Here is a 22,268-nt window from a genome sequence, read left to right as displayed (position 1 = left end):
TGGCGGCGTGTTCGTCAGGCGCGCGCGAACCGGGCCGGTTCGGTGCCGGGCAGTCGGCGGACCCGGCCTCGCTCGATGAGCTGCCGCACGTGTGCGGACCCTTCCGCGAGTGCCATCTTCTTGCCCTGCATGGGCGTCTCGTCCCACGGGCGGTACCAGCGCATCCTCGACGTGGCCTCCCAGAGCGTGAGTTCTTCGTCGCCGAACGCGTCGTAGAGGTCGTCGAGGCGCTGGTCGTGGTGCGCGATGAGTTCCCCGGCCCGGCGGGGCAGATCGTCGATCTCCTGACGGTGCGCGGGCAGGGTCCGCCGGACGGGCAGTGTCGACACGGCCCGCAGCGAGTCCAGATACTCGCCGAGCGCGTCGCGCTCCGGGAGCGGGAAGTCGAATTCACCGACGTGCGGGGTGGTGGTGGCCAGCACATGGTCTCCGCTGAACAGCACTCCGTGGTCCTCGAGAAGGAAACACGCGTGGCCGGCCGTGTGCCCCGGAGTCAGGACGGTGCGCAACGAGCGGCCCGCCAGGGGGATCACCTCGTCCGCCGCGAGTTTGCGGTCGGGAAGGATGTCCGGACGGCCGGGCGGGTAGACCGCCGTTTCCCTGTGCCGTTCGATCTCGGGTTCGGGCGCCCCGGCGCGGCGCAGCAATTCCGCCTCCTCCGCGCTCCGGTCGGCTCCGGAGGTCATCGCCTCGAGGTGCGCGAAATCGGCCTCGTTCATGGCGACCCAACACCCCGACGCCTCACGGATTCTGCCGGTGAGGCCCACGTGATCGGGGTGGAAGTGGGTGACCACCACGCCTTCGACGTCGGTCACCGACAACCCGGCGACCGCCAGCCCGGCCTGCAGGGCCGCCCAGGACCTGTCGTCGTCCCATCCGACGTCCACGAGGACCACTCCGCCAGGCGATTCCATCACGTAGACCTGGGTGTCTCCGACGGGCAGGTCTGCCACCGGGACCGGTACGACATGTATGCCGTCTCCGATATCGCGCGCTTCGGTCATCCGTGATTCCTCCCAAAGAAGTGTGACTTCCGATCGAAGCTACACAAAAGGTTCAACTATTTTGAGGAAGGGGTTCGATGATCGCCACGATCGAGCGGATCTCCCCCGCCGGAATCTCGAAGTGCTCGGTGACCGACACGGACGTCTCGGACGTCGGACCCGCTGCGACATCGAGCACGAAGCGTGCGACGACGCTGTGGTGCCACTCGTGGAACTGCAGGTCGCGCACCCTCCGAATGGGCAGGTACTCGGCGCCGTGTTCGAGTCGGTGACGGATCTCCGCGCCGCTGTCGCCGGTGCGCTGCCCGTTCTCCACCCGCCACGCATCTGCCGCGAGACGCACGTCGGTGGCGTCGTGCCGGATGAGGGACCGGATGTACGCACGGGCCATCGCCACCCGCGGGCTCTCCCCGGGCGCGGTGGCATGCTCGGCGAGAGCAGCCATCACGGCCGGCGCCCAGTCGGCGCGACAGATCACCAGGTCGGGCAGGTATGGGTGCGGGCGGTTGTATTCCAGTGCGCTCCCGTCGATCCGGGCACAGTGCAGGCCCGCGGCCTGTGCGACCGCGACCGGTGCCGCCGAGTCCCATTCCCACTGGCCGCCCGCGTGGATATAGGCGTCGGCCTCTCCACGGACCACCGCCATCGCCTTCGCGCCGGCCGACCCCATCCGGATCAGGTCCGCACCGAGGTCGCGTGCGAGGTCGAACACGAACGCGGGTGGCCTGCTTCCGCTGATGACGATGCGGGGGCGCCGGCGCATCGGTCGCGGTGCCGGCGCCGCATCGTCGGTGCTGTGTACGACGCCGATGGCCGGTTGTGCGACCGCTCCCGCGGTGAGCCCCTTACCGGCTTCCCACAGTGCGACGTGCACCGCCCAGTCGCTATGGCCGGGCATACCGTATTCCTTCGAGCCGTCCAGGGGGTCGACGATCCAGACGCGGTCCGCGTCCACCCGGGACGGATCGTCGGCGGATTCCTCGGAGAGCACCGCATCCCCCGGACGCGCCGCGGCGAGCCTCTCGAGGATGTAGGTGTCGGCCGCGTGGTCGCCGCGACGGCCCAGCTCACGACCACCGAGGGCATCACCCTCGATCGCTCGCACGGTCAACAACAATTCTCCTGCGCCTGAGGCAATCTCGGCAGCGAGCCGGGCGTCTTCGTGGTGGGCGTCGTCGGTCATGCCGTCAACAATTGCACGACGAGCGCTGCCTGGGCTGTCGCGGTGCCGTCACCGGGGCGCAGGACCAGCTCCGGGGCACGGGGCGGTTCGTACAGGTCGTCGATTCCGGTGAACCCGGTCAGCTCCCCCGCCCGGGCGCGCGCGTACATGCCTTTCGGGTCGCGGGCTTCGCATTCCGCCAGCGGTGTATCGACGAACACCTCGACGAACGGAATGCCGGCGTCCTCGTGCTGCTGCCGGATGCGTTCGCGGTCGGCGCGGTACGGACTGATGAGCGCACAGATCGCGACCAGGCCGGCGTCGGCCATCATCTGGGCGACCGCTCCTACGCGGCGGACGTTCTCCGCCCGGTCGGCCGGGCCGAACCCGAGATCGGAATTGAGTCCGTGCCGCAGGTTGTCACCGTCGAGGCGGTAGGCGGGGATGCCCTGCGCGATCAGGCGGCGCTCGAGTTCGACGGCCACCGTGGACTTGCCCGACGCGGACAGCCCGGTGAGCCACACGGTCGCACCCGATCGTCCCCGGTCGGCGCGCGCGACTTCCGCCGAGTGCCACACCACCCCGGCCTCACCGAGAGTCGGGCCGGTGATCATCCCGGCTGCGACGGTGTTGCCGGTCCTGTCGTCGACGAGTACGAAACTGCCGGTGGTCCGGTTGCGCCGGTACGGGTCGAACAACAAGGGTTGCTGCGTTCGCAGTTGCACCCGCCCGATGTCGTTGAGAGCCAGGGAAGTGGCTGTCTCGTCGCGGTGCAGGGTATCGACGTCGAGCCGGTAGTCCAGACGCACCACCCGCGCGGTGACGGACCGGGTGGTGTGCAGCAGGACGTAGCGGGCGTCCGGTTCCAGCGCGGCGCGGTCGTCGAGCCAGCACACCATCGCGTCTATCTCGCGTCCGGCGAGTGGCCGGTTGTTGGGCCTGCACAGCATGTCTCCGCGGCCCACATCGAGGTCGTCCTCGAGGTCGATGCACACCGCGGCGCCCGCATACGCGTGATCGAGCGCGGTGCCGCCCGGTCCCCAGATGTTGCGCACGTGCGTGCCGAAGCCGGAGGGAAGCACCACGACTTCGTCTCCGGGCGCGAATCCGCCGCCCGCGACGGTCCCGGCGTATCCGCGGAAGCCGGGGCGATCGCCGCTGTGTGCCGGCCGGATCACGTACTGCACGGGCAGGCGCGCATCGATGAGATTGGTGTCGGACGCGACGTGCACCTGTTCGAGGTGGTGCAACAGCGAAGTCCCCTCGTACCACGGCATGTTCGCCGTCCGGGACACGACGTTGTCGCCGTGCAGCGCGGAGACGGGAACGAACGTGAGATCGGGAATGTCGAGTTTTGTCGCGAACTGCCGGAATTCGTCGCACAGTTCGTCGTACCGCTGCTGCGACCAGTCCACCAGGTCCATCTTGTTGATGCACAGGACCACGTGGCGCACGCCGAGCAGACCGGCGAGGAAGGCATGGCGGCGCGTCTGGCGGACGATGCCGTTGCGGGCGTCGACGAGGACGAGCGCGAGATCCGCGGTGGACGCGCCGGTGACCATGTTCCGGGTGTACTGCTCGTGGCCCGGAGTGTCGGCGATGACGAACGTCCGGTTCGCCGTGGCGAAGTATCGGTAGGCCACGTCGATCGTGATGCCCTGCTCCCGTTCCGCCCGCAGGCCGTCGGTGAGCAGCGACAGGTCGGCGCGGTCGGCACCGCGGTCGTGACTGGTGCGGGTCACCGCGTCGAGCTGGTCTTCGAACACCGACTTCGAGTCGAACAGGAGCCGTCCGATCAGCGTGGATTTGCCGTCGTCGACGCTGCCGGCGGTGGCGATGCGCAGCGGACCCGGCATCAGAAGTAACCCTCTTTCTTCCGGTCTTCCATTCCGGCTTCGGAGATGCGGTCGTCGGCGCGGGTCGCGCCTCGCTCGGTGACGCGGCTCGCCGCGACTTCGGTGACCACCTCGTCGGCCGTGGTGGCCGCGGATTCGACGCATCCGGTGCAGGTCGCATCGCCCACCGTCCGGAATCGCACCAGGGTGTCGCGGGGGGTTTCGCCGGGCAGCAGGGTGAGGAAACGGGTGTGCGCGAGCAGCATTCCGTCTCGCTCGACCACCGGACGCCGGTGGGCGTAGTACAGGGACGGCAGGTCGACGCGCTCGTCCCGGATGTATCGCCAGATGTCGAGTTCGGTCCAGTTCGACAGCGGGAAGACCCGGACATGCTCGCCCACGCGGTGCCGGCCGTTGTAGAGGTGCCACAGTTCGGGGCGCTGGGCCTTCGGGTCCCACTGCCCGAACTCGTCGCGCAGGCTGAAGACGCGTTCTTTGGCGCGCGCCTTCTCCTCGTCGCGGCGGGCGCCGCCGAACACGGCGTCGAATCCTCCGTCCCTCAACGCCCGCAGAAGAGTTCCGGTCTGCAGCCGGTTACGACTCGCGCGGGGCCCGTCGTCCTCCACGGCCCGTCCGGCATCGAGATCATCCTGGACCGAGGCGGTCACCAGGCGAACTCCCTGGTGCGCGACCGTCCGGTCGCGGAACTCGATCACCTCGTCGAAGTTGTGTCCGGTGTCGATGTGCAGGACGGGGAACGGCGGCGGCGCCGGCCAGAACGCCTTCGTCGCGAGGTGGAGCATCACCGCCGAGTCCTTGCCGCCGGAGAACAACAGCACGGGTCTCGCGAAGGTCGCGGCGACCTCGCGGAAGATGTGCACGGACTCGGCTTCGAGCGCGCCGAGCAGGCTGAGCTCGTAGGAGGGATCCCGACGTGCACCGTCCCGAGATGGTCGTCGTGGCGGCACCGTCGTCATCGTGCGCTCCCAGCCCGGAGTTCTCGGTCCATATTTGTACCGAGTCGGTCGAAAAGGACTGCCACAGAATAGAACGAGTTTCAATTCCGGGTCAACGCCCCGATCTCGCTGTCGACGCCCGATCTCGCTACGGACGCCGGCCCCGGAGGTCCACCGTGACGGCCTCGGCGGCTCTCAGCAATGCCGATCCGCATCGCTCGACCTCCGCGCGGTCGACCTCCCGTTCGAGATGAAGTGCCAGCACGAGCGACTGATGACCGTCCGGGTCGAAGGCGGGCGCGGCGATCAGGTTGACGGGATGTGTGCGTTCCGTGTCCAGATCGGCGGGCAGCAGCACTCGTTCGCCCGGACTCGACACCAGTTCTGCGAGCATCTCCCGGAGATCGGGGGCCAGGTCGTGTGACACCACACCGGCCATCAGCGCGTAGAGGCGCCGGCCGCCGCGGGTGAGCGACTCGACGAGATAGCCGGTGCGGCGGCACTCCTCGATCACGCGCCGCAGGTGTGCGCGATCGACGGACACCGGCAGGGTCGGTTCGCGACGCAGCCACCGCTCGATACGTTCGTCGGTATCCCACAGCACGTACATGAGCCCGACCGGCGGCGCGAAGGGGTAGACCTCCCCCACGCGGGCGGCCGCGGCGGCGCCGGCTCCCCCGACCACGTCGAGGATCGCGATCCGGTCGCCGACCACCGCCGACGCTGTACACATCACACCGAACTCGGAGCTCAGGGCAGCCAAGTGGCGGTGTGCGACCGGTCCCGACGCGAACCCCCGCTGCGCGGCCCGGCCCGCGACGATCAGCGCCGGGCCGAGGCCGTAGGACTTGTCGGCCGGGTCACGGATGAGGTAGCCCGCGTCGGTGAGTGCGGTGAGTATGCCCAGGCAGGTCGGCTTGCTCAGCCCGAGTTCGCGCGCCAGCTCCGAGAGTCCGAACCTGAGACCCGGCCGGGCGACGAGATGATCGAGGACCTGCACGACACGCTCGGTGGGCGGCGAACGTCGAGCGGCACCCGGCAGGGGCACTCCGATCCCCGCTTCGCCGCTGTCACTGCGACGAACCATTGACCCCTCCCTGGAACACGTTCTATCGTCGGCGCACCGGAGACTACCGCAGCGGTACATATATGGACCACAGGAGATCGACGTGCTCACCGATCCACTCACCGCGGCGATAGCCGAGGCCGAAAAAATCGTCGCCACCGCCCCGCACATCCGTACCGAGGCCGACCTCACCGAGGGCTACGGCTACCTGGCCGGAGGGATCGCCGCGTGTGTCCACGCCACGTGGGCGTACAGCAGCACCCATCCCGTGTTCGTCACCGGCACCGGCCCGTACGCGAAGATGGGCCTCGACAACCCGGACACCCTGTACTGGGGTGCGGTGGTGCGCGACAACGCCGAATACGTCGTCACCGGACGTCGCGGCACCACGTGCGACCTCAGTTTCCAGGTTCTTGCCGGCAACTACACCGATGCCGCGGTACCCGGCAACGTCACCGCCTTCGACGACCGCGCCCTGCGCATCGAGGACGACGGCAGTTTCGAAGTCCGGTTCGGGCCCGGGCCACGCGATCCCGATCGCAACTACTTCACGCTCGCGCCGGGATCGTCCCAGCTCGTTGTCCGGGAGGTCTACAGCGACTGGACGCAGCGACGCGGCACCCTGCGCATCGACCGCCTCGACACCCTCGGCACGGCACCTCCCGAGCTCACCCGCCAGGACGCGGTGACACGGTACGAGCGTGCCGGTCGCGCCCTCGTCTCGCGAGTGAAGACGTGGCTGCAGTTCCCCGAGTGGTTCTACCTGAAGCTTCCGGTCAACACCGTCACCGAACCGCGGCGGACACCGGGCGGGCTCGACACCCAGTACTCGTCGGTGGGTCATTTCGACCTGGCCGACGACGAAGCGATGGTGTTGACCCTGCCCGCGACCGACGCACCGTATCTGGGCTTCCAGATCGGAAGCCTCTGGTACATCTCGCTGGAGTACATCCATCACCAGACATCGCTGAACAACACTCAGGCACAGGTCGATCCGGACGGGATGGTCCGGATCGTGGTGTCGGCCCGCAATCCCGGGCTCACCAACTGGGTGGAAACCCTCGGGCGCAGCCGCGGCATCCTGCAGTTCCGCTGGCAACGGCTCGATCGCGAGCTTTCTTCTGCGGACGGACCGGTGGCACAGGTCGTCCCGTTCGACGAACTGCCCGGCGCGCTGCCGTTCCACGAGTCGAACCGCATCACCCCCGAGGACTGGGCCGCGCGCATCGGGGCACGTCAGGCTGCCGTCGCCGATCGGATGCTCGGATGAGCGCCGCCGGCTTGTTGGAGGATCGCGTCGTCGTCATCTCCGGTGTGGGGCCCGGCCTGGGAAGCACCCTCGCCCTGCGATGTGCGTCGCACGGTGCCGACGTCGTCCTTGCCGCCCGCACCCGTGAACGGCTCGAGAAGGTGGCTGCGGAAGTCGAGGCGCTGGGACGTCGCGCGCTGCCGGTACCGACCGACATCACCGACGACGATTCCGTCTCGGAACTGGTCGACGCGGCGGAGGGCGAGTTCGGTCACGTCGATACTCTCGTCAACAACGCATTCTCCGTTCCGTCGATGAAGCCATTGGCGAACACCGATTTCCAGCAGATCCGTGACAGCGTGGAGCTGACGGTGCTCGCTGCGCTGCGGCTGACCCGCTCGTTCACGCCCGCGCTCACCGAATCGGACGGTTCGGTCGTCAACATCAACTCGATGGTCCTGCGTCATTCCCAAGAGCGTTACGGCAGTTACAAACTCGCGAAGTCGGCGCTGCTGGCGATGTCGCAGTCCCTCGCCACCGAACTCGGTCCGCACGGCGTACGGGTCAACTCTGTTGCCCCGGGATACATTTGGGGACCAACCCTTCGAGGGTACTTCGAGCACCAGGCCGGGAAGTACGGCACCACCGTCGAGCAGATCTACGAGCACACCGCCGCGGCCTCCGACCTGCGGCGCCTGCCGACCACCGAGGAGATCGCGGACACGGTGATCTTCCTGGCGTCACCGATGGCGTCGGCGATCACCGGGCAGTGCATCGACGTCAACTGCGGCGAATACCACCACTGAACGGGATACGAGATGAGCGAACGCACCACCGTGGGCACCACCGACGACCTGCATGCCTCGGCGACGCGCATGACGGGCCTGACGGATTTCGGCGAGGACGAGTACCTCGAGGCACTCGAGATACTGCTCGAGTCGTACGCGCGGGATGAAACACTCACCCCGCTCGGCAGCAAGATGTCGCGGGTGTTCCTTCGTGGTGCGCTGGTCGCGCGTCTGCTCTCGGAAGCCGCCTGGGCGCAGCATCCCGAGCACCGGGACGTTCCGGTCACCCGACCCATCTTCGTCACCGGTCTGCCTCGCACCGGCACCACCGCATTGCACCGCCTCCTGGCGGCCGACCCGGCGCATCAGGGCCTCGAGATGTGGCTCACCGAGATGCCCCAGCCCCGGCCGCCTCGTGAGACCTGGGAACAGAACCCGGTATTCGCGGGGATCGAGGCCGGCTTCGCCCAGCACCACGTGGAGCATCCCGAGTTCATGGGTGTGCACTACATGTCGGCCGGGGAGGTGGAGGAATGCTGGCAGCTGCTCCGTCAGTCGTTCCGGTCGATCTCGTACGAATGCCTCGCGAATCTGCCGACGTACTCGCGCTGGCTCGCCGGGCAGGACTGGACCGGCGCCTACGCCCGGCACCGCAAGAACCTCCAGCTCATCGGGCTTCCCGACGCGGACAAGCGCTGGGTCCTCAAGAATCCGAGTCACCTGTTCGCGCTCGACGAACTCCTCACCGTCTACCCGGACGCACTGATCGTGGTGACACACCGCGACCCCCGGACGGTGATTCCGTCCGTGTGCAGCCTCGCGGCGCACGCCACCGAGGGATGGTCCGAGGCCTTCACCGGTGAGACGATCGGCCGCAGTCAGCTCGACCTGTGGGCACGCGGTTTCGACGACTTCACCCGGGCACGCGCCCGTCACGATCCCGCCCGATTCGTCGATGTCGACTACCGGGATTTCGTGGCGGACCCGTTGGGCAGCGTGGGCGCCCTGTACGACCGGTTCGGCATCCCGTTCACCGCCGGCGCCGAACGCGCGATGGCATCGCTGCACGACGAGAGTCGCAACGGGGCCCGGAAACCCGCCCATCAGTACACACTCGAGGAGTTCGGGTTGTCGGTGCGCGACGTCGACGAGCGATTCCCCTCGTATGCGTACCGCTGAGCCTGTTGCACAAAGCCGAGCGGCCCCCGGTGTGCCCGATCTACCTGCGCGTTCCCGCATGGGATGATGGACACATGCCCGCACCGCTTCCCCTCGACCCCATCGCCGAAGCCCACCGTCAATGGGTGGCCCACGGCTGGGGCGAAGTCGCGGACGGCATGGCCGCGGTGACCTCGGTGATGCGTGCGCAGCAGATCATGATGGCCCGTGTCGAAGAGGTCCTCAAACCGTTCGGTCTGACCTTCGCCCGGTACGAACTGCTGACGCTGCTGCATTTCACGAAGGCCGGGGCTCTCCCCATGGCGAAGGCCAGTGCGCGTCTGCAGGTGCACCCGACGAGCGTGACCAACGCGGTCGACCGACTCGAGGCCGCGAGTCTCGTGCGACGCACCCCGCACCCGAGCGACCGGCGCGCAACGCTCATCGAACTCACCGACCACGGTCGCGCGCTCGCGATAGAGGCCACGGAAAAACTCAACACCGAAGTGTTCGCGCGTCCCGGGATCCCGTCCGAGCAGATCGACACGCTGCTGAGCATCCTCGCGACGATGCGTCACGACGCAGGAGATTTCGACACCGGGGGCACGCCCTCGAAGTGGTGAGCACCGGACGGCCGCCGCTACACAAGAAAACGCCGCCTCTTCCTCGGGGAAGGGGCGGCGTCGTCGTTCTCGCTGCGATCTAGGCGTGCTTGAAATCGGGCGTGCGCTTTTCCACGAAAGCCGCCATGCCTTCCTTCTGGTCTGCGGTGGCGAACGTCGAATGGAACACGCGCCGTTCGAATCTCACCCCCTCGGCGAGGGTCGTCTCGAACGACCGGTTCACCGCCTCCTTCGCCATGATCGCGGCCGGCAGCGACATCGACGCGATGGTCGTGGCAGCGTCGAGAGCGACGTCGAGCAGTTCGTCCGCAGGGACGACCCGCGAGACGAGCCCGGCGCGCTCGGCTTCCTCCGCGTCCATGTTGCGTCCGGTCAGGCACATGTCCATCGCCTTGGCCTTGCCCACCGCGCGCGTCAGACGCTGCGAGCCGCCGATGCCGGGAATGACACCGAGCTTGATCTCGGGCTGGCCGAACTTGGCGGTGTCGGAGGCAATGATGAAGTCGCACAACATCGCCAGCTCGCAACCGCCGCCGAGTGCGTAACCCGACACGGCCGCGATGATCGGGGTGCGAGCGGACGACAGCCGGTCCCACTCCGAGAAGAAGTCCTCGGCGTACACCTCGGAGAAGGTCTTGGGCGCCATCTCCTTGATGTCGGCGCCGGCCGCGAAGGCCCGCTCCGACCCGGTGAGCAGAATCGCCCCGATCTCACGGTCGGCGTCGAGTTCTTCGACCGCCGCGACCACTTCGCGCATCAACTGGCTGTTGAGTGCGTTGAGCGCCTTGGGCCGGTTGAGCGTGATGACGCCGACGCGGCCTTTGCGCTCGAGCAGGATGGTCTCGAAATCGGTCACTTGCTGTCCTCTGCGTTCGAGCGGTCACGAATGTCGTTGATGATGGCGGAGAAATCGAGCCCGCCACCACCACCGGTGTTGAACCGATGATAGAGCTCGGCAGCACGGAGGCCGAGTTCGGCCTCGACCCCGTTGGAGCGCACCGCGTTCGACGCCAGACCGAGATCCTTGTCCATCAGGGCGGCGGCGAAGCCCGGCTGGTAGTCGTTGTTGGCCGGGGTCGTGGGCACCGGGCCGGGAACCGGACAGTTGCTCGTCAGCGCCCAGCACTGACCCGAAGCGTTGGACGCCACGTCGAACAGCGCCTGATTCTCGAGTCCCAGTTTCTCGCCGAGCACGAACGCCTCACTGATCGCGATCATCGAGACGCCGAGAATCATGTTGTTGCAGATCTTTGCAGCCTGGCCGTTGCCCGACCCGCCGCAGTGCACCACCTTGCGGCCCATCACGTCGAGGAGCGGCTGCGCGGCTGCGAAGTCCTCCTCGGTTCCTCCGACCATGAAGGCCAGCGTGCCCGCGGCGGCACCGGCCACACCGCCCGACACCGGGGCGTCGATCGCACGATGACCGGCGGCCTGTGCACGACCGGCGGCGTCGCGTGCATCGGCCACGTCGATCGTGGAGCTGTCGACGAAGAGCGTGTCGGGCTTTGCGGCTCCGAGGATTTCGTCGTACAGATCGAGGACGAGCGTGCCGTTGGGCAGCATGGTGATCACGACATCGGCGGCGGGGACGGCTTCGAGTGCGGACCCGACGACGGTGATGCCGTTCTTCGCTGCTTCCTCCTGCGCGGCGGGCACCGGGTCGTACCCGGTCACCGAGTACCCCGCCTTCGCGAGGTTCGCGGCCATCGGCCCACCCATGTGGCCGAGACCGAGGAAGGCGACGTTGGGGAGTTCACTCATCGGTCGTTCTCCTTCGGAGCGGCGAGCCCGAGTTCGAGGTCGCCGAGCGGCTGGAAGTATGCGTCGACGTCGGAAGCGGTGACGTCGGCGAGGGTCGCGGGCGACCAGTGCGGAGTGCGGTCCTTGTCGACCACCTGGGCACGGATGCCTTCGACGAGGTCGTGCGACGTCAGGGACGCGGACGACACCCGGAATTCCTCGTTCAGTACCTCTTCGAGGCTGCCGAGCTGCCGTGCGTGACGAAGCGAACGCAGCGTGACCTTCAGAGCAACCGGGGATTTTCCGAGGATCTGCTCGGCGGCGGTGCGAGCCTCGGGAACATCACTGCTGCGCAGGCGTTCGACGATCTCCTCGACGGTGTCCGCGGAATATGCGGCGTCGATCCAGTCGCGTTGCGCGAGCAGCGCCGAATCCGGTGCCGGCTGGGAGTATTCGGCGAGCGCGTCGTCGACCGAACCCGTCTCGAGTGCTGCGACGAACTTGTCGAGGGCGTCGGATGGCACGTAGTGGTCCGCGAAGCCGAGCGCGATGGCGTCGCCTGCCTTCATCCGGCCCGTCGTCAGCGCGATGTGGGTGCCGATCTCGCCGGGTGTCCGAGAGAGCAGGTAGGTCCCTCCCACGTCGGGAATGAACCCGATACCGGTCTCCGGCATCGCGATCGTCGAGCGTTCGGTGACGATCCGGACGTTGCCGTGTGCGGACACCCCGACGCCGCCACCCATCACGATGCCGTCCATGATCGCCACGTACGGCTTGGCGTAACGGCCGATGGCGGCGTTGAGGATGTACTCGTCGCGCCAGAACTCCTGGGAGCCGGTGCCGCCGTCACGTGCGTCGTGATAGATCGACACGATGTCGCCGCCGGCGCACAGTCCTCGCTCCCCCTCGCCACGAAGGACAACGGCGCGGACCGAGTCGTCGGATTCCCACGCCGAGAGCGTCTCCGCCATCACACGCACCATGTCGTGGTTGAGCGCGTTGATCGCCTTGGGTCGGTTGAGGGTGATGCGTCCCAGTCCGTTCTTCGCCTCGACGAGGACCTCGGGTTCGTGCCCGGTCATTGCGCTCCGTTCTGCGCCGCGGCCACCACGCTGCGCGCGACGACCACCCGCATGATCTCGTTTGTTCCTTCGAGGATCTGATGCACGCGCAGATCGCGCACGATCTTCTCGATCCCGTACTCGGCCAGGTAACCGTATCCACCGTGGAGTTGCAGCGCATCGTTCGCGACCTCGAACCCGGCGTCGGTGGCGAAGCGCTTGGCCATCGCGCACAGTTCCACGACATCCGGGGCACCGGTGTCGAGGGCGTCGGCGGCCCGCCACAGCAGGGTTCGTGCCGCTTCGAGTTCGGTACGCATGTCCGCGAGCCGGAACTGCAGCGCCTGCGAGTCGAGCAACCGGTCACCGAACGCCTTGCGTTCGGCGAGGTAGGCGACCGTCCGGTCCAGCGCGGCCTGGCCACCGCCGACGGAACACGCGGCGATGTTGAGGCGGCCGCCGTTGAGGCCGTGCATGGCGATACGGAATCCGCCGCCCTCCGTGCCGAGGAGATTCGCGGCCGGCACGCGCACGCCGTCCAGGATGACCTGGCGGGTGGGTTGCGCGTTCCAGCCCATCTTCTTCTCGTTGGCACCGAACGACAGGCCCGGCGTGTCCTTGGGGACGATGAACGCCGAGATGCCGCGCGCACCGGTGTCGCCGGTGCGGGCCATCACCACGTACACGTCGGATGTTCCTGCGCCGGAGATGAACTGCTTGACTCCGGTGAGCACGTAGTCGTCACCGTCGCGCACCGCTTTGGTGCTGAGCGCGGCGGCGTCCGAGCCGGCGCCCGGCTCGGTGAGGCAGTAGCTCCCGAGATGTTCCATCGAGGTCAGCTTCGGCACCCAGCGGTGGCGCTGGTCGTCGTCGCCGAACTTGTCGATCATCCACGTCACCATGTTGTGGATCGAGATGTACGCGGCGATGGACGGGCACCCCGTGGCGAGTTCCTCGAAGATGCGGACGGAGTCGAGGCGGCGAAGCCCCGACCCGCCCACGTCCTCGCGGACGTAGATTCCGCCCATGCCGAGCGCTGCGGCTTTGCGGAGCACGTCGACCGGGAAATGCTTGTTCTGGTCCCATTCCACCGCGTGGGGTGCCAGATACTCGGAGGCGAAGTCGCGGGCGGTGTCGCGAATCGCCTTGTCGTCGTCGGAGAGGGTGAACATCGGCGTACCGCCTAGTTCATCGTCGGGATGACGAAGTGATCGGTGTCCGCGACGTGAGCGCCCTCGATATCGCCTTCCTTGACACCGGACGGCCAGCGCTGCGTGACGGTCTTGGTCTTGGTGTAGAAGCGGAAGGCGTCCGCACCGTGCTGGTTGAGGTCGCCGAAGCCCGACGCCTTCCAGCCGCCGAAGGTGTAGTACGCGATCGGAACCGGGATGGGAACGTTCACGCCCACCATGCCGACCTGGACGCGGGTCGTGAAGTCGCGGGCGGTGTCGCCGTCGCGGGTGAAGATCGCGACGCCGTTGCCGTACTCGTGCTCGGACGGCAGACGCAGTGCCTCCTCGTAGTCGCGTGCGCGCACGACGGTGAGCACGGGACCGAAGATCTCTTCCTTGTAGATCGACATGTCGGTGGTGACCCGGTCGAAGAGGGTCGCGCCGGAGAAGAAGCCACCCTCGTTGCCCTCGAGCACGAAACCGCGGCCGTCGACGACGAGTTCGGCGCCTTCCTCGACGCCCTGGGCGATGTAGTTGTGGACGCGGTCGCGGGCGGCGGCCGTCACGAGCGGACCGAAGTCGGCCTTCTCGTCGAAGCTCGTCCCGATACGCAGTTCGGCGATGCGCTCCTGGAGCTTGGCCACGAGCCGGTCGGCGGTCTCCTCACCGACGGGGACGGCAACCGACAGTGCCATGCAGCGCTCGCCGGCCGAGCCGAATGCGGCACCGACGAGCGCGTCCGCGACCTGGTCGAGGTCGGCGTCGGGCATGATCACCGCGTGGTTCTTCGCGCCGCCGAAGCACTGGGCGCGCTTGCCGTTCTTCGCGGCGGTCTCGTAGATGTACTGGGCGATCGGGGTCGACCCGACGAATCCGAGGGCCTTGACCCGGGGATCCTCGAGCAGTACGTCGACGGCTTCCTTGTCGCCGTTGACGACGTTGAACACGCCGGCGGGCAGTCCGGCTTCGAGGAAGAGTTCGGCCAGGCGCAGCGGCACCGAGGGATCGCGCTCGGAGGGCTTGAGGACGAAGGCGTTGCCGGACACGAGCGCCGGAGCGGCTTTCCACAGCGGAATCATGGCCGGGAAGTTGAACGGGGTGATGCCCGCGACCACACCGAGCGGCTGGCGCATCGAGTATACGTCGATGCCGGTACCGGCGGATTCGGTGAACTCACCCTTGAGCAGGTGCGGAGCGCCGAGCGCCACTTCCACGACCTCGAGGCCGCGCTGGATGTCGCCCTTCGCGTCGGGGATCGTCTTGCCGTGCTCGCTCGACAGCAGCCGGGCGAGATCGTCCATGTTGTCCTGGGCGAGTTGCAGGAAGCGCATCAGTACGCGAGCCCGCTTCTGCGGGTTCCACGCCGCCCATTCCTTCTGTGCGATTTCGGCGTCGGCGATCACGTTCTCGACTTCGGCGCGCGTGGCGAGCGGAACACGCGCCTGGACTTCGCCGGTGTTGGGGTCGAAGACGTCGGCGAAACGGCCGGATGTGCCGGAGACGTGCTTGCCGCCGACGAAGTGGGTCAGTTCTCGAATGCTCATGCGCGAACCCGTCCTTTGCTCGATAGTGGTGGCTGCGTCGTGGCAGCCGTGAAGAACCCGAAGTCTTCGCTCATCCTATAGTTGGAAGTCCATGTATGTCCAGGGTCACACCCCGTCCGCTACGCTCCGCATCATGACCCGCACGCGGAGGAACAGCACCGATGTGCTCGGGTTCCTGCTGCTGTGGGCGCTGGTCTCGCTACTCGCGTTCTCTCCCGCCGTCCCGGGCGACACGCTCGGCTCGCTACTGGCCGGTGTTCTCGTCACCCTCGTCGTGGTCGCCGCACTCACCGTCCGGCGCACCGACGATCTGTTGTTCGGACTGTCCCGCACACCTCGCGGGCCCACCGTGGCGGAACAACGGCTGCGCGGCGCGTTCCGGCGGCAATCACGTCCCGATACCCCTGGGCGCCCGCGTCCGCGAGCGCCCGGCCCCGGTGCAGGGGCCGCGACGTCTCGTTTCGCCTGACGGCCCCTGCTTCCTCGCGACCACACCCTTCACGAGGAAAACCGGGAGTCCCTGTGCCCAGATCATCCCCGCGCGCCTCGGCACGGCGCGACACTCACGTTCTCTCCGTCCGCGACGCGGAACGCCGGTTCGGCGACCTGCTCGTGTTCACCGCCGTCGATGTCGACGTGGCCGCGGGGACATGCTGCGCGGTCACCGGCTCGAACGGCGCCGGGAAATCCACTCTGCTGCGGTGCCTGGTGGGCGCCGACCGTCTCGATCGAGGCACTGTCACGATCGATGGTTCCGCGGCCGACGAATCCTCACCCGCCCAGCGCGCAGCGGTCGCATCCGTCCTGGGCGACGTCGCCACGTTCGCGCATCTGACGGCCCACGAGCATCTGCAACTCGTCGCCCTCGCGCACGGAATGCCCGACCCTGCAGGTGTGGCGAGCCGAACGCTGTGCGACGTCGGCCTTGCGGACGCGTCCGATCAACTGCCGGTCACGTTGTCCAGCGGTCAGCGCCACCGGTTGGCGCTGGCATCGGCCTTCGTCCGTCCTCGGCGGTTGCTCGTGCTCGACGAACCCGAACACCATCTCGATCCCGCCGGACGGGCATGGCTCGCCGGGCGGATCGCCGACGAGAAGGCTCGCGGTTGCGCGGTCGTCCTTGCCTCGCACGATCCGGACCTGGTGGCAGCCGTCGCCGACGACACCGTGGACGCCGACTCGTGGCGCTGACCGAACGGGCTCCGGCGATTGCCGGTGCCCGTGCGCTTCGGAGAGCAAGGCGGGGGTTCGGCCGTGTTCACGCGCCCCGTACCGACCGGGCCGGCATCGTGGTGCTGTCGGCGCTGGGTGCCTATGTCGCTTCGGGGCTCGCGTGGTGGTGTGCCACTCGTCCGCCGACCTCCCTGATCGGGTCGCTCCACACCACGGCCGGTCGTAACTGGGATGCAGCGTCCTGGAACCCGGGCTGGGCCTGGGTGGTGGGCGCAGCCGTGCTCGTCGCGGGCATCGCGGTCGCACGCGCGCTCGGACCACTGACCGCGAGCGCCCAACGCGCGTTCTGGTTGTTGTCCACCCCGGTCGACCGGGCGTCGATGCTCCGTCCCGGCGTCGTGACGGTGTTCGCCGCCGGAGCGGGCGCGGGGGCAGCCGGTGGACGGCTGGCTGCGTTCGCCGGAACGGTCGAGCAGTGGCTACCCCTGACCGCGTGCGGGGCGGTGATCGGGCTCGGCATCGCCGCCCTCGCGCTCCTCGTCCAAGCGCGGGTCCTGCCGACTCGCACGCTGCCGGCGGTGCAGATCCTCACCGCCGCACTGGGAGGAGCAGTCGCGGCGGTGTGCGCGATAGGAACAGTCGTGCCGGTGCTCGTGACGTGGCTTCCGGTGATGGTCGCCGCGCTGCCCGCCCTGGCGATGTGTTGCGCCGCCCTTCTCCGCTGCGGCCGCATCACGGCTGCGGAGTTGAACGAACGCGCCGCGATCGCCGTGGCAGCCCGGACCTCCCTGGTCGGCCTGGACCCGACGCTCGTCGTCGGCGTCCACGACGCAGCCGCCTGGAAACGTGTCGCCGCCCGGCGCTCACGGGCGTTGCCGCCCGGCCGGACTCGCGCACTCGTCCGCGCCGACCTGCTCCGGAACCTGCGCCGTCCGTCACCGTTCGCGGCGACCGCCGTCGCCGTCTGCGCTGCCTGGGCGCTGGGCACGACGACACAGCCGGTCGTGGCGGGCTGGGTGCAACTGTCGGCCGTGTACGCCGCGACTCTGGTGTTCAGCACCGGATTACGCGACCTGGCGAGCAAGCCGGACCTGCGAGCGATGCTCGGCGCTGCCGATCGTGCCCTGTACCGGCCGCTGATGGTGGTTCCGGCGTGCGCCGCCGCTGCGGTGACGGCGGTGACGGCGCCGGCGACGGGGTGGTCGCCGTCCGTGTCCGCGATCGTCGCTGCGGGAGCCTGCGTCGCGGTCTACCGGCTGCGGACCCGCCCCGCCACCGCATACGACGGACTCGTGCTGGAGACCGCCGTCGGCCAGGTACCCGTCGACCTGATCCGGCAGTGGATGCGTGGGCCGGACGGTCTTGTCGCTGCGGGACTTCTTCTGGCACTGATTCTTTGAGTACGCGCCGACGATCCCGGTACCGTCTTCAGCGCAATCTGCGGTACAGGTCCTCGAGGTCGGTCATCGCACGGATGACGACGGCTTCGTCGGTGCCCCCCGCCCGCAACGCGCGGCGCAGCAGCATCGGGTCGAGGTCTTCGATCGCGGGCCGGAACCGTTCCGTGGGCAGATCGGGGAGTTCGGTGTCTTCGCCGTAGAAGTCAGCGGTGTCGGTGGCGACGGCGGCGTCGACACCGCCGATCAGCGTCGTCAGATCCACTCCGCGCAGGGTGAGTACGTCCAGCGGCTTCTCGTCGACGTGTTCGGCAAGCAGGTACGCGACCGCCGCGGCGTGCTTACAGGGCCAGCCGTCGTCGGGGCAGGTGCAATCGAAGTCCAACTCCCCCGCGCGCCGCGGAAGCAGGAGGGAACCCAGCTCTTCGGGGAGCACTCCTCCGGCCAGTCGCGCCAGCATGCCCGGGGAAGCCCGGACCTCCCGGATCAGTTCGTCGATCGCGTCGTCGTCGAGCCGGCGCACGGTCACCGTCGAGGTGAACGGGCGCAACTGACTGCCCTGGACCTCTCCTACCGCTGCACCGGGCTCGATGCGCATCGAGACCACCTGACCGGAACGCGCGTACGCGCGACCCCGCGTCAGCCGGGCCTTGTCGGCCACCTGTTCCATGGTCGAGATCAGTTCCTTCGACCACCAGCTACGGCCGATCGCACCGCGTTTGGTGCGGGTCTCGACCCTGTTGCCGAGCGCCATCAGTCACCCACCGCTTCATCGCCGAGGGACAGCAGGGACTGCAACTGGTCGGTGGACAGCTCGGTGATCCAGTTCTCTCCCACCCCGATCGCGAGATCGGCCAGTTCCTGCTTCCCGGTGAGCATTTCGTCGATTCGTTCCTCCACGGTGCCGACGCACACGAGTTTGCGCACCTGCACGTTCCGCTGCTGGCCGATGCGAAATGCGCGGTCGGTGGCCTGGTTCTCCACCGCCGGGTTCCACCACCGGTCCAGATGCACGACGTGATTGGCGGCCGTCAGGTTCAGCCCGGTGCCGCCCGCCTTGAGGGAGAGCAACATGATCGGCGGACCGTCGTCCCCTTGGAACCGGGCGACCATGTCGTCGCGCTTCGACTTGGTCACACCCCCGTGCAGGAACGGCACCGTCGTCGCGAACCGTTCGGCGAGGTACGGTGCCACGAGTTCACCGAACTCGCGGAACTGCGTGAACAGCAGGACTTTCTCGCCTTCGGCCAGCACCGATTCCACGATGTCCTCGACCAGTCCGAGTTTGCCGGAGCGGTGCCGGCCGCGGCGCAGCACGGGCGACCCGTCACCGAGGTAGTGCGCCGGATGGTTGCACACCTGCTTGAGTCTGGTCAGCGCCGCGAGGACGGCGCCCTTGCGCGCCATGCCTTCCTTGTCGCGAATCTTGCGCATCATGTCGTCGACCACCGCGCGGTAGAGAGCAGCCTGCTCGGCCGTGAGATTGGCCCGGACCGTTTGCTCGAACTTCTCGGGAAGATCGGAGATCACGTCGGGGTCCGTCTTGACGCGCCGCAACACGAACGGCGCAGACAGCGCGCGTAGTCGCGCGGCCGCCACCGGGTCGTGGTCGCGTTCGATGGGTACCGCGAATCTCGCGCGGAACGAGGCGGCGCTGCCGAGCAACCTCGGGTTCGCGAAATCGAGAATCGAGCGGAGTTCTTCGAGGCGATTCTCCACGGGGGTGCCGGTGAGAGCGATGCGATGCGCCGCCGGGATGGCGCGGGTGGCCCGGGACTGCGCGGTCGCCGTATTCTTCACGTGCTGAGCCTCGTCGAGAACGACACGGCGCAAAGGCAGTTCGGCAAGCTGCGCGACATCGCGGGCGGCGATTGCGTAGGTGGTCACGACCAATTCGGCGCCGGCCACAGCCGCCGCGAGGGCTTCTCCCCGCAGTCGCTGTGCACCGTGGTGAACGTAGACACGCAGGTCCGGGACGAATCGCTCGGCCTCGCGCTGCCAGTTGCCCACCACCGACATCGGGCACACGAGCAGTGTCGGAGCGCCCGCGGTTCCGGCCTCGCGTTCGTGCGCGAGCAGGGCGAGCACCTGCACGGTCTTGCCGAGCCCCATGTCGTCGGCGAGGACCGCGCCGAGTCCCAGCCGGCTCATGAACGCGAGCCACTCGAGACCGCGCTGCTGGTACGGGCGCAGTTCTGCCACCAGTCCGGCCGGCGGTGCGATCTCCTCGGGCTGAGCCTGGCCGTCGAGCAACGTCTCGACCCAGCCGGACGCGGCGATGTCGGTGACCTCGACCGGTGGGGCGTCCTCCCCGGTGAACTGTGCGAACAGCGATCCCAGCGTGGCGTCGCGTTCGGAATGCGCCGTGACGTAGCGCGCGGCCTGCGCGAGTGCCTCGGCGTCGGCCCGCACCCACTTGCCACGCAGCTTGACCAGGTCGCTGTTCGCGGCGACCAGTTCCTCCATCTCGGTGCGGGTGAGCAGCATGTCGCCGACCGCGAGTTGCCACTCGTACGACACGATCGCGCTCATCCCCACGACGCTGTCGTCGGCGCTCACGGGCGCGACCGGCGAGTCGACCTGCAGCCGCAACGACGGATCGACCGTCGCCCAGGCCCGCGGCAGCAGAAGGGCGACGCCCGCCGCCTGCAACGCACGCGCGCCGTGTTCGACGAGGTCGATCACGACCGGGGTGGGCAGCAGCAGGTCGAGGGTATCGACGTCGCGCGGCACGTCCTGAAGCCTCGGGTAGGCGGTGATCGCGGCGCCGAGCTTGCGGATCGCGATCTGCAGAAGATGCGGATCGGTGCCGTCGACGGTCACCGGCACGGGCGCCTGCCCCTCCGAGCGCAGGCAGACTTCCAGCCGCCACAACGCGGCCACACCGATGTCGGTGTCGTCATCGGTGTCCTCGGGTTCGGCCAGACGCAGCACGAGGTCGGGTTCGTACCCGGCGAGGCTGGCGCGCCATTCGTCGAGCGCGTCCGCCATTCGCTGGGTGCCACGGGGGTGCGGACGGCCCTCCGCGAGCGCCGCGACCAGCGGATGCAGCGACGTCGACGAGCCGTGCAGGGCGCGGACGATCGGGTCCGTCAGCTCCTCGCACATGTTGTCGAGTAATGCCGACGGGCGACCGAGCTGACGCTGCACGGGAGGCATCGCGGCGGCGAGTTCGGCAGACCACGCGCGATTCTTCTCCCCGCCGAGCAGTTGCCATCGCGCCCACCACTGCTTTTCGGCGCGGACGAGTTCGGGGGCCACGCGACCTGCCTGCGCCCAGCGTTCGATGCCGCGAGCCACGTGCGCGAGGTACCGCAGGTCACCCGCGACGCCACTCGGGCGTCGCGGGAGATCGAGGAGGAGTGCGGCGGCGTCGGGTGGCGCCACAGCCACGGCGGGAACGACTCGCGGCGCGGCGTCACCCGGGAGCGTCAATTCCACGCGGTGCCGGAACGGCCGGTCGATCCATCGCCGCAGCGCCGACGGCAATGCCTCGTCGTCGGCGTCGACCGCGGGATCTCGCCACAGCATCAGGCCTGATCCCGGTGACCACAGCCCGTGCAACATGCCCTCCATGGTGCCAGCCGCGCCCGGGCGGCTCATGGCAGGGTTCTCGCTTTCGCACCGCAACTGCCGGTCGGGCACCGAACACGTGGAGCACACTGGTCGGTACACATCCGAACCCCCGAGGAGCCGCGATGTCCATTCTGGTGCAGGTTCTCGAACAGACGCCCAGCACTCGCACGCCGTGGGAACAGGTGAAGTACGGGTTCGTCGATTGGGATCACGTGACCACGCTTCGCCTCGACGGACGTTGCGGGGTGTGGCTGGACGGCACCAGGACCGGCGAGTCGCACCGGCTCGCGACCACGGCGTCGTCGCAGGAGGCGATCTTCTTCCTTCTCAATGTGTTCGACAAGATCGCGGAGTGCTCGGAGGCGGGCGGGTCGTGGATCGTGGGACACGACGGGGCCACCGTGGGATCGATCAGCGCCGCGCGTTTCCCCGCGTCGGGCGGCGACCGGCGCTCGATCTAGCCGGCATCCTCGAATTCCTCGGCGTCGAGGCAGACCCGCGCCAGGTCGTCGAGTGGGAGCGCGAGTGCGCGTGCCAGTGCGGCGACGGTCACGAACCCCGGCGTCGCCAGCCTGCCGGTCTCGATCTTCCGCAGCGTTTCCGGAGAGATCCCCGCGGATGCGGCGACGTCGGCGAGCGTGCGGTCGCGTCGTGCCTCACGGAGGAGCCCGCCGAGCCGTTTACCGGCGGCGAGTTGTTGCGGTGACAGCGGGAGACGCACCATGGATGCCAGCGTATCGGAGTCGCGTCGGACGACGGGTCCG

General features: G+C 68.3%; 21 protein-coding genes. 8 read left to right on the top strand and 13 right to left on the bottom strand.

Features of this window, described 5'->3' with window-relative positions; genetic code table 11:
• Positions 1-14 precede the first annotated feature (14 nt).
• The 5 genes from HF877_RS17635 to HF877_RS17615 all read right to left on the bottom strand — a co-directional run bounded on the left by HF877_RS17635 (position 15) and on the right by HF877_RS17615 (position 6,044).
• The gene (locus HF877_RS17635; RefSeq protein WP_169622489.1) at positions 15-1,004 is read right to left on the bottom strand and encodes an MBL fold metallo-hydrolase; all 990 of its coding nucleotides are present in this window, start codon (positions 1,002-1,004) and stop codon (positions 15-17) included.
• A gap of 52 nt (positions 1,005-1,056) precedes the next feature.
• Positions 1,057-2,187 (bottom strand): 3'(2'),5'-bisphosphate nucleotidase CysQ, encoded by a 1,131-nt coding sequence (locus tag HF877_RS17630; protein ID WP_169622488.1) that lies wholly within the window; start codon positions 2,185-2,187, stop codon positions 1,057-1,059.
• Positions 2,184-4,022, bottom strand: a complete 1,839-nt coding sequence (gene cysC, locus HF877_RS17625) for an adenylyl-sulfate kinase (protein ID WP_169622487.1) — start codon at positions 4,020-4,022, stop codon at positions 2,184-2,186. The genes HF877_RS17630 and cysC overlap by 4 nt, the downstream gene beginning before the upstream one ends.
• Positions 4,022-4,978 (bottom strand): sulfate adenylyltransferase subunit CysD, encoded by a 957-nt coding sequence (gene cysD, locus HF877_RS17620; RefSeq protein ID WP_169622486.1) that lies wholly within the window; start codon positions 4,976-4,978, stop codon positions 4,022-4,024. The genes cysC and cysD overlap by 1 nt, the downstream gene beginning before the upstream one ends.
• 127 nt (positions 4,979-5,105) lie before the next feature.
• Positions 5,106-6,044, bottom strand: a complete 939-nt coding sequence (locus HF877_RS17615) for a helix-turn-helix domain-containing protein (protein WP_169622485.1) — start codon at positions 6,042-6,044, stop codon at positions 5,106-5,108.
• A gap of 82 nt (positions 6,045-6,126) precedes the next feature.
• Here HF877_RS17615 and HF877_RS17610 point away from each other — a divergent pair, with 82 nt between their 5' ends.
• The 4 genes from HF877_RS17610 (at position 6,127) to HF877_RS17595 (ending at position 9,841) form a co-directional block, all read left to right on the top strand.
• Positions 6,127-7,293 (top strand): hypothetical protein, encoded by a 1,167-nt coding sequence (locus HF877_RS17610; protein WP_169622484.1) that lies wholly within the window; start codon positions 6,127-6,129, stop codon positions 7,291-7,293.
• Positions 7,290-8,078 carry an SDR family oxidoreductase gene (locus HF877_RS17605; RefSeq protein WP_169622483.1) on the top strand — a complete coding sequence of 263 codons (789 nt, stop codon included), beginning with the start codon at positions 7,290-7,292 and terminating at the stop codon, positions 8,076-8,078. The genes HF877_RS17610 and HF877_RS17605 overlap by 4 nt, the downstream gene beginning before the upstream one ends.
• A 12-nt stretch (positions 8,079-8,090) precedes the next feature.
• Positions 8,091-9,239: a sulfotransferase gene (locus tag HF877_RS17600; RefSeq protein ID WP_169622482.1), complete on the top strand. Its 1,149-nt coding sequence runs from the start codon at positions 8,091-8,093 to the stop codon at positions 9,237-9,239.
• Between the two features lie 74 nt (positions 9,240-9,313).
• On the top strand, positions 9,314-9,841 hold the full coding sequence (locus HF877_RS17595) for a MarR family transcriptional regulator (protein ID WP_169622481.1): 528 nt from the start codon (positions 9,314-9,316) through the stop codon (positions 9,839-9,841).
• A gap of 79 nt (positions 9,842-9,920) precedes the next feature.
• On the opposite strand, the gene HF877_RS17590 is transcribed toward HF877_RS17595, so the two are convergent.
• Genes HF877_RS17590 through HF877_RS17570 form a run of 5 tightly spaced genes read right to left on the bottom strand, consistent with a single transcriptional unit; the run spans position 9,921 to position 15,358 of the window.
• Positions 9,921-10,697, bottom strand: a complete 777-nt coding sequence (locus HF877_RS17590; protein ID WP_169622480.1) for an enoyl-CoA hydratase — start codon at positions 10,695-10,697, stop codon at positions 9,921-9,923.
• Positions 10,694-11,602 carry a 3-hydroxyisobutyrate dehydrogenase gene (mmsB, locus tag HF877_RS17585; protein ID WP_169622479.1) on the bottom strand — a complete coding sequence of 303 codons (909 nt, stop codon included), beginning with the start codon at positions 11,600-11,602 and terminating at the stop codon, positions 10,694-10,696. The genes HF877_RS17590 and mmsB overlap by 4 nt, the downstream gene beginning before the upstream one ends.
• The gene (locus HF877_RS17580) at positions 11,599-12,663 is read right to left on the bottom strand and encodes an enoyl-CoA hydratase/isomerase family protein (protein ID WP_169622478.1); all 1,065 of its coding nucleotides are present in this window, start codon (positions 12,661-12,663) and stop codon (positions 11,599-11,601) included. Before HF877_RS17580 ends, mmsB begins: the two co-directional genes overlap by 4 nt.
• A complete protein-coding gene (locus tag HF877_RS17575) occupies positions 12,660-13,814 on the bottom strand; it encodes an isobutyryl-CoA dehydrogenase (RefSeq protein WP_169622477.1) in 1,155 nt (384 codons plus the stop codon). The genes HF877_RS17580 and HF877_RS17575 overlap by 4 nt, the downstream gene beginning before the upstream one ends.
• A gap of 11 nt (positions 13,815-13,825) precedes the next feature.
• Positions 13,826-15,358: a CoA-acylating methylmalonate-semialdehyde dehydrogenase gene (locus tag HF877_RS17570; protein ID WP_169622476.1), complete on the bottom strand. Its 1,533-nt coding sequence runs from the start codon at positions 15,356-15,358 to the stop codon at positions 13,826-13,828.
• A 133-nt stretch (positions 15,359-15,491) separates the two neighbouring features.
• Here HF877_RS17570 and HF877_RS17565 point away from each other — a divergent pair, with 133 nt between their 5' ends.
• From HF877_RS17565 to HF877_RS17555, 3 genes are read left to right on the top strand one after another with little or no spacing between them, the layout of a single operon-like run.
• On the top strand, positions 15,492-15,827 hold the full coding sequence (locus tag HF877_RS17565; protein WP_169622389.1) for a DUF6412 domain-containing protein: 336 nt from the start codon (positions 15,492-15,494) through the stop codon (positions 15,825-15,827).
• A 53-nt stretch (positions 15,828-15,880) separates the two neighbouring features.
• Entirely contained in the window at positions 15,881-16,549 is a 669-nt protein-coding gene (locus HF877_RS17560; protein WP_169622475.1) for an ABC transporter ATP-binding protein, read from the top strand.
• Positions 16,540-17,931, top strand: coding sequence for a DUF6297 family protein (locus tag HF877_RS17555; protein ID WP_169622474.1), 1,392 nt, complete (start codon positions 16,540-16,542; stop codon positions 17,929-17,931). Before HF877_RS17560 ends, HF877_RS17555 begins: the two co-directional genes overlap by 10 nt.
• A gap of 28 nt (positions 17,932-17,959) precedes the next feature.
• On the opposite strand, the gene HF877_RS17550 is transcribed toward HF877_RS17555, so the two are convergent.
• Both HF877_RS17550 and HF877_RS17545 read right to left on the bottom strand, forming a co-directional pair.
• Positions 17,960-18,682 (bottom strand): SWIM zinc finger family protein, encoded by a 723-nt coding sequence (locus tag HF877_RS17550; RefSeq protein WP_169622473.1) that lies wholly within the window; start codon positions 18,680-18,682, stop codon positions 17,960-17,962.
• Positions 18,682-21,495, bottom strand: coding sequence for a DEAD/DEAH box helicase (locus HF877_RS17545; RefSeq protein ID WP_206037293.1), 2,814 nt, complete (start codon positions 21,493-21,495; stop codon positions 18,682-18,684). The genes HF877_RS17550 and HF877_RS17545 overlap by 1 nt, the downstream gene beginning before the upstream one ends.
• A gap of 131 nt (positions 21,496-21,626) precedes the next feature.
• Between HF877_RS17545 and HF877_RS17540 the strand changes: the two genes are divergently transcribed.
• A complete protein-coding gene (locus HF877_RS17540) occupies positions 21,627-21,965 on the top strand; it encodes a hypothetical protein (protein WP_169622472.1) in 339 nt (112 codons plus the stop codon).
• Here HF877_RS17540 and HF877_RS17535 read toward each other — a convergent pair.
• Positions 21,962-22,228 (bottom strand): helix-turn-helix domain-containing protein, encoded by a 267-nt coding sequence (locus tag HF877_RS17535; RefSeq protein ID WP_169622471.1) that lies wholly within the window; start codon positions 22,226-22,228, stop codon positions 21,962-21,964. The two genes, HF877_RS17540 and HF877_RS17535, sit on opposite strands and share 4 nt — an antisense overlap.
• Positions 22,229-22,268 lie beyond the last annotated feature (40 nt).

It is taken from the genome of Rhodococcus sp. BL-253-APC-6A1W (genome assembly GCF_012843405.1).
GTDB lineage: Bacteria > Actinomycetota > Actinomycetes > Mycobacteriales > Mycobacteriaceae > Rhodococcus.
Note: the sequence above shows the minus strand (reverse complement) of the source record. Positions and strands in the feature narration are given on the sequence as shown.